Here is a 10,588-nt window from a genome sequence, read left to right on the forward strand (position 1 = left end):
GACTCATCACCCCGGCAACGGATCAGGCAGGTTCAGACCGCGACCGGCTCCGTGACCGCTTCGCTCACGGCCGCCGCGTTTTCGGTACGCCGGCGCGCCCGCACGCCGCCCGCCAGGCAGAGCAGCACCCCGGCGACCAGCCAGGAGCACAGCACGACGACCGGGTGGATCGCCCCGCTCCCGTCGAAGAACGCGGTCGAGCGCAGCAGTTGACCACCCGCACCCGGCGGCAGCAGCTGACCGAGGGCGCCGCCCCAGCCGGGCAGCATCTCGGGCGCCGAGGTCGCCCCGGAGAACGGGTTGCCGACCAGCATCATCAGCACGCCGCCGAGGGCGAACCCGGCGTAGCCGAGCAGCGACTCCAGCCCGAGCAGGGTCATCGACGTGGCCCCGACGGTCAGAGCGATGACCCCGGCGTTGAGCAGGTAGGCGCCGTCCAGGGAGCCGAACCAGAACTGGAGGATCGCGGCCATCGCCAGGCCGCCGGTGACGGCGAAGGCGAGCGCGCCGGCGACCCGGCGGGCAGCGCCCTTGATCAGGTTGGTGAGCAGGACCGCGGCGAGCAGGCCGCCCATCACCAGCGGCAGCGCCCCGGCGGACAGGCCCGCGCCGCGCGGGTCGTCGGCGGGCAGCGGCACGAGGTCGCGGGTGGTGACCGCCGGCGCGGCGCCGCTCCGCGCCTGACTCAGCCCGGTGGCGATCGACTGGAGCGTCTGGGCGATCGTGGCGCTGCCCGCCGAGGCCGTGATGACCTGCGGTGTCCCGGTGCTGAGGTCGATCGCGCCGTAGACCTCGCGGTCGCGGATCAGCTGCTCGGCGGCCACGGTGCTGTCGACCCGGGTGATCGCGAACCCGCCCGGGGCGCGCTGGTCGAGGGCGGCGACGACCTGCTGGGCCGCGGCGGCCGGGCCGGCCACGGCGATCGGCACGTCGTGCACCGACGAGCGGACCGACGGCCAGGCGAACGCGGTGAGCAGCACACTGATGATCACCGTGAGCAGGGCGACGGCGCCGGCCACCCGGGGCCACGGCGAGTGCTCGGTGTCGGTGGTGGGCATCTCGACCCCCTAAGAGAACGACTATTCGTTTTTAGTGTCGAAGCCCAGCCCTCCCATGTCAAGAACGAGCGTTCGCTTTGTATGCGACCCGCGCCACCCTGGCCCGGCGGGTCCGCCGGGCTCCCGCCCCGGCTACACCGCGGTCCGGCCGGGCGCGGGTCAGGTCAGCGCGATCCAGTAGCGCCGGACGGAGAAGCCGTCGAAGTGGCGGATCCCTTCGAGGACTCCGCCACGGCTCTCGATCGTCCTGGCCGAGGCGACGTTGTCGGCGAGGCACGGCACGAGGACACGGTCGAGGCCCAGCACCGTCCGGGCCTCGACGAGCATCTCGCCCAATGCCCAGCCGGCCAGCCCCCGGCGGCGCGCCGACGCCCGGATGCCGTAGCCGATCTGCCCGAAGTCGTCGTCGAACTGATGCCGCAGCACGATCCCGCCCTGAACCCGCCCCTCCTCCACGATCCACCGCGGCGACCCGTGCTTCTCGTCGGGGCAGGCCTCCCCGGCGCCGTGGGTCAGCCGGACCAGCCGGTGCACCCAGGCGGCAAATCCCTCCGGTGATCGCAGGTCGTCGTCGGCCCGGATGCCGAAGCCGTCCTCGTGCAGTCCCGGCCCCCACTCGTCGGCGCACTCCAGAAAGGCGTCACGCAGGCGGACCGTCGGCAGGATCAACTCAGGCATCCGGCAAATCTAGTCGTCTTCCGATCTCAAGCGCCGGATCGGACCGGGTCGCGAGGACCCGGTCAGGATTCCGGGGAACGGACCACGCTCATGATTTCCTTCACCTTGTCGACCCGGCTGATCGACGTCGGGCTGATCGTCATCACCAGGCCGACTACCAACCAAACGACCGCGAAGGCCCAAAATCCCGTAGCCAGCACTCCGTCAAGAGGTGCTTCCATTCGATCCGCAACGATCAACGCCGCGACCGGTATGCAAGATACGATCAAGTCGCGAATATAGCGGAGCGCCTCGCCGATGCGCTGAGGGCGGATCGAAATCTCGCTCGCGAAGCCCGGCAATTTCCCGAAGTCGGCGGTCAGCAGTGCCGCAAGAAGTGTCGACACCTTTTCCTTGAGTTCACTGACGGCGACCGGGTCGGGAAGCGCCACCGTCGCCTGCCATCCTCGGATCTCGGCCGCCGATGCCACAAGCCGCGCCTGGACGAGCGCTCTCTCCCGAGCGCGGGGCAGAGGAACCGCACGCAGAAACCCCTTCTCAAGGCAGCGCGCGATCACCTCGAGATCTTGAATCCCCCACCGCCGAACCCAAGGTTCGGCGAGGTCGTAATCGATACCGGCGATCACAAGACCGACGTTGAGCCCGGACCGCAGAGCCATGTCGAAAGGCGACGCCCTCACTTGATATGCACTGAGGATCGACCAAGCGGGGAGAAAGGTGAGCAAAATCATCGCGGCGAGCAGCAGGCAGCAGATACCGGAGTAGGCGGCACCTTTGGCGATGGCCTCGTACGCGGAGGCCGGAGCGGAGGTCACGAGCGAAAGACCGAAATAGTCGGCCGGATCAACGACAAGGTACGCGATGAAAATGCCGGCCAATCCGAGAACCAGTGCTATTAAACTAAGTCTTCCATTCATACGGTTTATCAGTCGAACGGCGATATAGACCGGGACGGACATGATTATGAAAACCGCTACGCTCAGAAACAGAAGAGGCAAGTCATGGAGGCCGCGCATCACCGCCACGGCACCGATGACAACAGCCATGATCGGAAAGCAGGCAGCCAGCACCACACAGACATTGACAACAATCCGAGTAGCCGCGTACCAGGTGGCAGAGGACCGGACGCAACCACGTCGATACCGCGATCGCAGCTTTCGCGCGGCTTCCCGGGGAAGGTCCTTGGTGATTCCGGGCTCGATGGCGCGCCACAGACCGTAATGCTCACGGGCGTCGGACAGAATCTGCCGCCAGACCAAATCCCGTCTCACGATCGACGGGAATGGGAGCACCCTCCGCAGAAGCTGGAGCGCCCGACGGAGACCTGATCGGACACCGGCGAACGCCGATGCCGCGTAACGCCCGCCGCTCTGCTGTGCCACCGCTCCATCGTCTACAGAGTCCTTACGGCCGGCCACCATCCGACCGGACAAGTCCGATCTCCGGCGCGGCGGCCGGGCGGTGGGCGTACCGAAAACGCGCGGACCGCGAGGGGCTGCGGTCTTGATCGAATCGCGCATCACCCTTGGCGGATGAGATTCGGAGGGTGAGTGAGCGGTCACACACGGGTTGTTACCGGAAATCATCCGCCGCGAAGGATGACGTGTGGCGAGGGCAGGCAGTGAGACTGATGGATCGCTGCCGGGACGCTGGGGTCTCTTGGCTCGCCCCGGGGCGCTCGTTCGTCCTGGGAGGCACCTGTGCTGAGCGGACCGCGATCCACGAGAAGGCGGCTGGCGGCCTTCGCCGCCCTGATGTTGTCGGCCTCGCTGCTCGCCGGCTGTGGTGAGGACAGCGGGCCGCCGATGCTGACCTGGTACATCAATCCGGACAACGGCGGGCAGGGGCGGCTCGCCGACTCGTGTGCCGCGGCCTCGAACGGCGGCTACCGGGTCGATGTGCAAGTCTTGCCGAACGACGCGTCGCAGCAGCGCGAACAGCTGGTGCGGCGGCTCGCGGCGCAGGACAGCTCGATCGACCTGATGAGTCTCGACCCGCCGTTCGTGGCCGAGTTCGCCAACGCCGGCTTCCTGCGGCCGTTCGACGCGGGTGACGTCGGCACGTTCACCCAGGGCGTGCTCAAGGGGCCGCTGGCGACCGCGTACTGGAAGGATCAGCTGGTCGCGGCGCCGTTCTGGGCGAACACCCAGCTGCTCTGGTTCCGCAAGTCGGTCGTCCAGGCGGCCGGTGTCGATCCGGCCAAGACCGGCTTCACCTGGGACGAGATGATCAAGGCGGCCGAGAGCCAGAACAAGGTCATCGGCGTGCAGGCCAACCGGTACGAGGGCTACATGGTCTGGATCAACGCCCTGGTCATGTCGGCCGGCGGCGAGATCATCGGGAACACCGAGGCCGGCAAGGACGCCACCCCGGAGATCGCGTCCCCGGCCGGGGACACGGCGGCCCGGATCATCGGTGGGCTGTCCCGTTCGCCGGCGGCACCGCCCGCCATGCTGAACGCCGGTGAGGAGGAGGCGCGCTCGGCGTTCCAGGGCGACCGGGGCGCGTTCATGGTCAACTGGCCGTACGTCTACAGCGCCGCCAAGGAGGACGTGGCCAGCGGCGGGATACCCCAGTCGGTCGTCGACGACATCGGCTGGGCGCGGTACCCGCAGGTCACCGCCGACCAGGCGAGCCGGCCGCCGCTGGGCGGGATCAACCTGGCCGTCGGCAACTTCACCAAGCACCCGGACCAGGCGGTGGCGCTGGTCAAGTGCGTGACCTCGTTGCAGAACAACATCGCCTACATGCTCGACTCGGGCAACCCGGCGGCCCGGGGTGCCGCCTACGACGACCCGAAGGTGCGCGAGGCGTTCCCGATGGCCGACGTGATCCGGACGTCGATCAACGACGCCGGGCCGCGGCCGATCACCCCGTACTACAACGACGTGTCCACGTCGGTGCAGCTCACCTGGCACCCGTCCACGGAGGTCGAGGCGCCGGCCACGCCCAAGGAGAGCGCGACCTTCATGTCCGACGTGCTCCAGGGCAAGCGACTGCTGTGAAGGAGGTGTGGTCATGGCTGTGATGGTCGAGGCGCCCGCGCCGCAGACCGCCGAGGTCACCGACCGGGCGAAGCACGAACGACGGCTGGGGCTGATGCTCTCCGCACCGGCCTTCCTGGTGATGGTGTTCGTGACCGCGTATCCGCTGCTCTACGCGGTGGTCCTGTCCCTCTACAACTACCGGCTCACCGACCCGGAGGGACGCGAGTTCGTCGGGCTGGGCAACTACGCCACGGTGCTGACCGACCCGGTGTGGTGGACCGACTTCTCCACCACGTTCCTGATCACGGTGTTCAGCGTTGCGGTGGAGCTGGTGCTGGGCTTCGCGTTCGCGTTCGTGATGTACCGGATCCTGCGTGGCCGGTCCGTCGTGCGCACCGCGATCCTGATCCCGTACGGGATCGTCACGGTGGTCTCCGCCTACATCTGGAAGTACGCGTTCCAGCTCGACTCCGGGTTCATCAACCAGTGGTTCGGGCTCGGCGACTTCAACTTCTTCGGCCAGCGCTGGTCGGCGCTGTTCGTCATCATCCTGTCGGAGATCTGGAAGACCACGCCGTTCATCTCGTTGCTGCTGCTCGCCGGGCTGGTCCAGGTCCCCGAGGAGTTGCAGGAGGCGGCCCGGGTCGACGGCGCCACCGCGTGGCAGCGGATCAAGCGGGTGACGCTGCCGAACATGAAGGCCGCCATCATGGTGGCGCTGCTGTTCCGCACGCTCGACGCGTGGCGGATCTTCGACAACCCGTTCATCATGACCGTCGGCGCGAACAAGACCGAGACGCTGTCGTTCCTGGCCTACCGGCAGAACGTGACGCTGGTGAATCTGGGAGCCGGCTCGGCCGTGTCGGTGTTGCTGTTCCTGACCGTCGTGGTGATCGCGTTCATCTTCGTCAAAGGCTTCCGGACCGACCTGTCCCAGGTGCGAGGTGATCGGTGATGGCCGGCCGCAAGGTCAGCAACTGGTGGACCGTCTGGGGTGTGCTGATCCTGCTCTGGGCGCTGTTCCCGCTGCTCTGGATGGTGTCGCTGTCCTTCAAGGACCCGGCCACGTTCCGCAGCGCGGAGCCGACTTTCTTCCCGCAGGTCTGGGTCTGGGACAACTACAAGACGGTGTTCACCGACTCGCTGTTCACCACCGCGCTGCGCAACTCGGTGGGCATCGCATTGATCGCCACGTTCCTCGCCGTGATCGTCGCGATGTTCGCCGCCTACGCGATCGCCCGGATGGAGTTCCCCGGCAAGAAGTTCCTGCTGTCGATGGCGCTGGCGATCGCCATGTTCCCGCAGGCCGCGCTGGTCGGGCCGCTCTTCAACATGTGGCGCAACCTGGGCATCTATGACACCTGGCTCGGTCTGATCATCCCGTACCTGACGTTCGCGCTGCCGCTGTCGATCTGGACCATGTCGGCGTTCTTCCGGCAGATCCCGTGGGAGATGGAGCAGGCCGCGCAGGTCGACGGGGCCACCGCCTGGCAGGCGTTCCGCAAGGTGATCGTCCCGCTCGCCGCGCCCGGCGTGTTCACCACCGCGATCCTGACCTTCTTCTTCTGCTGGAACGAGTTCCTGCTGGCGATCTCGCTCACCTCGACCGACCGGGCCCGGACCGTGCCGGCCGCGCTGTCGTTCTTCACCGGCGCCTCGCAGTTCCAGTCGCCGATCACGTACATCATGGCCGCCTCCGTGGTGGTGACCATTCCTGTGGTGATCCTCGTGCTGATCTTCCAGCGCCGGATCATGGCCGGTCTCACCGCCGGCGCCGTCAAGGGCTGAGCCGTCGAGGAGGAGACCGGACATGGCCGCGATCAGCATGCGCAACATCGTCAAGAGGTACGGCGACGGCTATCAGGCCGTCGACAACGTGAGCCTGGACATCGCCGACGGCGAGTTCGTCATCCTGGTCGGCCCGTCCGGGTGCGGCAAGTCGACCCTGCTCCGGATGATCGTCGGTCTGGAGGACATCACCTCCGGCGACATGATGATCGGCGACGTGCGGGTGAACCAGAAGGCGCCCCGGGACCGGAACCTGTCCATGGTGTTCCAGAACTACGCGCTCTACCCGCACCTGACCGTCTTCGAGAACATCGCGTTCCCGCTCCGGCTGAAGAACACCTCCGACAAGGAGGTCAAGGACCGCGTGCAGGAGGCCGCCGAGCTGCTCCAGCTGACCGAGCACCTGGAGCGCAAACCGGCGAACCTGTCCGGCGGGCAGCGGCAGCGGGTCGCCATGGGCCGGGCCATCGTCCGCAACGCCGACGCCTTCCTGTTCGACGAGCCGCTGTCCAACCTGGACGCCAAGCTGCGCGGGCAGATGCGCACCGAGATCGCCCGGATGCAGAAGCGGCTGGGTACCACGACCGTCTACGTCACCCACGACCAGACCGAGGCGATGACGCTCGGCGACCGGATCGCGGTGCTGCGCCGCGGCGTGTTGCAGCAGGTCGGCACGGCGCGACAGCTCTACGAGGAGCCGGCGAACCTGTTCGTAGCCGGGTTCATCGGCTCGCCGCCGATGAACTTCGTCCCGGGCCGGGTCAAGGGCGGGCAGATCGACACGCCGTTCGGGCCGGTCACCCCGACCGGGGCACGGTTCGCCCGGGTGGCCGACCGGGAACTGGTCATTCTCGGACTGCGGCCGGAGCACTTCGAGGACGCGGCGCTGGTCGCGGCGGAGAAGCGGGCGCGCGGGCGGACGTTCTCGGCCGAGGTGGACGTGACCGAGTGGCTGGGCGCGCAGCTGTATGCGTACGTGCCCTACGAGGCCGCGTCGGAGATCACCAAGCAGCTGGAGGAGCTGGAGCGTGAGCTGGACAGCGAGCAGATGCGCACCCAGCTGGTCGTCGCCCTGGACGTGAACAGCCGGGTGGCGTCCGGTTCGACCGCCGAGCTGTGGTTCGACCCGGAGCGGATGCACGTCTTCGACGCCGCCTCCGGCGAGAACCTCACCCTCGCCACGCCCCGGGCCGACTGACATTCACGATCAAGACCGGTTTTCGGTACGCCCACCGCACGGTCCCGTGCCGTGGGCGTACCGAAAACCGGTCTTGATCTGTCTTTGACCTCCGTCCTCCAGGTACAACAGCAGCGTGAACGTGCCACCTCCGACCGATGGCCCGAGTGCTCGACGCGGGGAGTACGAGCAGGGTCAGGAGGCGCTGGCCCGGTTCAAGGGTGCGTTGAAGGTGTGCCAGCACCGGCCATACCTGGAGCGCGAGGTTCCCGCGCACAAGATCAAACAGCTGAAGGAGGCGATCCGGAACGCCTCGGTGGTGCTGCGGCACGTCGGCTACAGCAGCGTGGAGTCGCTGGCCGACCTGCTGAGTCTGCTCGATACCCCGCACGTCAAGTACGAGGACATCTTCGTCGAGCTCGCGGACATAGTGGAGCTGGTGGCGGTCGGCTTGCAGCGATACCGGCAGCGGTATGTCCTGGATGCTCGCACGAGCGGCCGCGACGTCTTGACCAGCCGGCTCCCGCCCGAGGCCGGCACCGAACCGGAGCCGGACACTGCGGACGAGGAACAGGACAGCTGATCAGAAGCCGTATTGATCGGCTTCGTCCACAGCGGACGTCGGCGAGGGCTCGGGATCCCGGGGATCGTCCTCGTAGGCGAGGTCACCGCCGCCCAGTTGCAGGCCGACCGCCAGCGACACCTGCGCGAGATCCGGAAGGTCGCCGAAGTCCCTCCGGAGATCCCAGCGCGGCAGCTGCCACAGCCGGAGCGCCCGGGCGGCCAGGGCAGTGGCTCCGGCGAGGTCGAGGTCGACCAGGTCCACCCCGGCCAGCGCGTTCTCCCAATGGAACACATCCCGTTGGGCGATCTCGAGGTGACGACCGTGCGCCCGGGCGAACTCCGCGAGACGATCCCGCAGAAGTCGCCGGGTTCCGCTGCCGCGGTCGGTCGTCCGAGCGATGAGCGAGGCGGTCTCCCACCAGGACGACAAGGGCTGGGCCAGTGCGCCCACCGGGAACGGCTGCGTGCTTTGCGGGGCGGATCCGATCGCTGCCAGGAGATCCGGATTCGCCGGGGAGAGTCCTGCCACGACCGCCATGAGGAGGTACAGCTGCTGCTCCGAGACGGCCATGACCTCCGGCACCCGCAGCAGTGATCGAGCCGGATCGAGATCGACAGCGTCGATCGCGCCGTCCCCGCTCGCCGGGATTCCCAGCAGGGATGCGAGCAATGCCGTCGCCGCCGGTCCCACCCGGGCGCCGGTCGCGGCGACGGTCAGAAAAAGTCCGAAGGGCAGGCCGAGCCGGACATACTCCCGCGCCGCCCGACGCAGCATCGTCCGGCCGGCCGGGAGGTCGAATAGTAGCGTCGCCACGGCGGCTTGGCGCAGGGCGTCGGCACGTTCGGCCACCGGCACCCACCGGTCGGGCGGCGTGCGCGGGCCTCGCTCGGTCAGATCGCGCCACAGCTCCCGGACCGCCGGATCGTCGCGGTCCAGCAGGTCCAGTGGGCGGTCACGGTCCCGGCCGCCGTCGGCCAGGACCTCCAGAACGGCATGACGGTCGTACGGGGGCGGCTCCATCTCGGTGAATCCGGTGAAGAACTGGGCTCGCAGCCGCACCAGGTTCCGGTCGACGCCGAGGGCTCGCCACAGCCTCGATGGAATGCTCACAGCATGCCCCGGGAGTTCAGCAGGGGCGCCGGATGGACGAAACCGGGATTCGTCACGGCGGCAGTGAGCCGGGGAACACCCTCGTCATCCGGCTCGTACCGTTCGGCTAGGTAGATTTGGACGGACGGAACGTTGATCTTCGCGGTCACCTCGCCCTGGAGATACCAGCCCGAGTAGGCCCGGCCGTGGTTCAACTCGCGGATCTCCTCGGCAACGCCGGGCACACCGACCGCCGGATTCATGCCCATCACCACGTAACATCGGAACACCCAGCCTGCGCAACGCTGCCCCGCGGCGAAGTCCGTCGTGGCGAATTGCAGGGCGGTCCGCAGCGCCGGATGCGTGACGTTAGTCCGGGTGGAAACCCGCCGTTCGACGCAACCCGCGGCGAGCGAGATGAACGGTGTCTCGGCACGGAATCCCGCGTAGTCATGCACATGGCGGTCGAGATTGTCCTCGGTCAGGTCCCGGAGGGCCGGACCGATCGGAAAGGCCACGCCAGACGGCAGTTTGGTCCACCGGTGGCAGCGAATACCCGCGCCGCCCGTCAGGATCGACCGGACGCGGTCCGCACCGAGCTTGGCGATTCCTTTGCAGCACCATTGCACCATCATGTCGCCGGACTCCTCAGCTGGTCGTGACACCGATCTCCGCGCCGAGAACTCCGACCAGGGCGTCGTAGCGTCGCCGCACCTCCTCCCGGGAGGTCTGTTCGCCGTCCGGCAGGAACAAGCCCGCCCACTCCCTGCGCCAGCCCGAGCCGAACGCCTTGCGCCGATCACCGTGCCGGGAGGTGACCCCGGTCCGCAGGCGCGGTCCCTGGCCGGGTGCGACATAGGTCTGGAACAGCCCGTCCATGAAGGACCCGTAGGCCGCGGCCGCCGCCCCGGAGAAGAAGGACCGGTTGGCGTGGAACAGGCGGTCCAGCCGCCGCTTGCGCGCGATGATGTCGGGCGGCGCCGTCGTCTGCCACTCACCGACCCACGTGTAGTAGCACAGCAGGTCATTGAGCTCGGGAAGCAACTGACCGATCAGGTCGACCCGTTTCTCCACCAGCTTCTGGTTGAACCACTGCCGGGTCTCGGCACGCTTGAGCGCGCGGGCGAACACCGCGCCCAGGACCGCCACGGTGACCGGGGTCAGCACACCGACGACCAGCTTGGCGATTTCCAGACTGTTCCACGATGACTGCGCCGCCACAGGGCCCTCGCTTCCCCCTCAGCCC

The 10,588-nt window shown here is 67.9% G+C and carries 11 protein-coding genes; 5 read left to right on the forward strand and 6 right to left on the reverse strand.

Going from position 1 to position 10,588, the window contains the following annotated elements; genetic code table 11:
- Window positions 1–32 precede the first annotated feature (32 nt).
- The 3 genes from Aiant_RS00360 to Aiant_RS00370 all read right to left on the reverse strand — a co-directional run bounded on the left by Aiant_RS00360 (window position 33) and on the right by Aiant_RS00370 (window position 3,118).
- Window positions 33–1,058, reverse strand: coding sequence for a hypothetical protein (locus Aiant_RS00360; protein ID WP_189334174.1), 1,026 nt, complete (start codon window positions 1,056–1,058; stop codon window positions 33–35).
- A gap of 159 nt (window positions 1,059–1,217) precedes the next feature.
- Window positions 1,218–1,736, reverse strand: coding sequence for a GNAT family N-acetyltransferase (locus Aiant_RS00365; protein WP_189334173.1), 519 nt, complete (start codon window positions 1,734–1,736; stop codon window positions 1,218–1,220).
- 62 nt (window positions 1,737–1,798) lie between these two features.
- Entirely contained in the window at window positions 1,799–3,118 is a 1,320-nt protein-coding gene (locus Aiant_RS00370; RefSeq protein WP_189334172.1) for a hypothetical protein, read from the reverse strand.
- Window positions 3,119–3,436: 318 nt separating this feature from the next.
- Here Aiant_RS00370 and Aiant_RS00375 point away from each other — a divergent pair, with 318 nt between their 5' ends.
- From Aiant_RS00375 to Aiant_RS00395, 5 genes are all read left to right on the forward strand, one after another.
- Window positions 3,437–4,741 carry an extracellular solute-binding protein gene (locus tag Aiant_RS00375; protein ID WP_212846876.1) on the forward strand — a complete coding sequence of 435 codons (1,305 nt, stop codon included), beginning with the start codon at window positions 3,437–3,439 and terminating at the stop codon, window positions 4,739–4,741.
- Between the two features lie 13 nt (window positions 4,742–4,754).
- A complete protein-coding gene (locus tag Aiant_RS00380; RefSeq protein ID WP_189334171.1) occupies window positions 4,755–5,678 on the forward strand; it encodes a carbohydrate ABC transporter permease in 924 nt (307 codons plus the stop codon).
- Window positions 5,678–6,511: a carbohydrate ABC transporter permease gene (locus tag Aiant_RS00385; protein ID WP_189334170.1), complete on the forward strand. Its 834-nt coding sequence runs from the start codon at window positions 5,678–5,680 to the stop codon at window positions 6,509–6,511. The genes Aiant_RS00380 and Aiant_RS00385 overlap by 1 nt, the downstream gene beginning before the upstream one ends.
- A 22-nt stretch (window positions 6,512–6,533) precedes the next feature.
- A complete protein-coding gene (locus tag Aiant_RS00390; protein WP_189334169.1) occupies window positions 6,534–7,709 on the forward strand; it encodes an ABC transporter ATP-binding protein in 1,176 nt (391 codons plus the stop codon).
- Window positions 7,710–7,824: 115 nt separating this feature from the next.
- Window positions 7,825–8,271 (forward strand): hypothetical protein, encoded by a 447-nt coding sequence (locus tag Aiant_RS00395; protein WP_189334168.1) that lies wholly within the window; start codon window positions 7,825–7,827, stop codon window positions 8,269–8,271.
- Here Aiant_RS00395 and Aiant_RS00400 read toward each other — a convergent pair whose 3' ends face one another.
- Genes Aiant_RS00400 through Aiant_RS00410 form a run of 3 tightly spaced genes read right to left on the reverse strand, consistent with a single transcriptional unit; the run spans window position 8,272 to window position 10,563 of the window.
- Window positions 8,272–9,363, reverse strand: a complete 1,092-nt coding sequence (locus Aiant_RS00400) for a hypothetical protein (protein WP_189334167.1) — start codon at window positions 9,361–9,363, stop codon at window positions 8,272–8,274.
- Window positions 9,360–9,977 (reverse strand): hypothetical protein, encoded by a 618-nt coding sequence (locus Aiant_RS00405; protein ID WP_189334166.1) that lies wholly within the window; start codon window positions 9,975–9,977, stop codon window positions 9,360–9,362. Before Aiant_RS00405 ends, Aiant_RS00400 begins: the two co-directional genes overlap by 4 nt.
- A gap of 13 nt (window positions 9,978–9,990) precedes the next feature.
- On the reverse strand, window positions 9,991–10,563 hold the full coding sequence (locus tag Aiant_RS00410; RefSeq protein WP_189334165.1) for a hypothetical protein: 573 nt from the start codon (window positions 10,561–10,563) through the stop codon (window positions 9,991–9,993).
- Window positions 10,564–10,588 lie beyond the last annotated feature (25 nt).

Origin of the sequence: Actinoplanes ianthinogenes, from assembly GCF_018324205.1 — a bacterium.
In the GTDB taxonomy this organism is placed as follows: Bacteria; Actinomycetota; Actinomycetes; order Mycobacteriales; family Micromonosporaceae; genus Actinoplanes; species Actinoplanes ianthinogenes.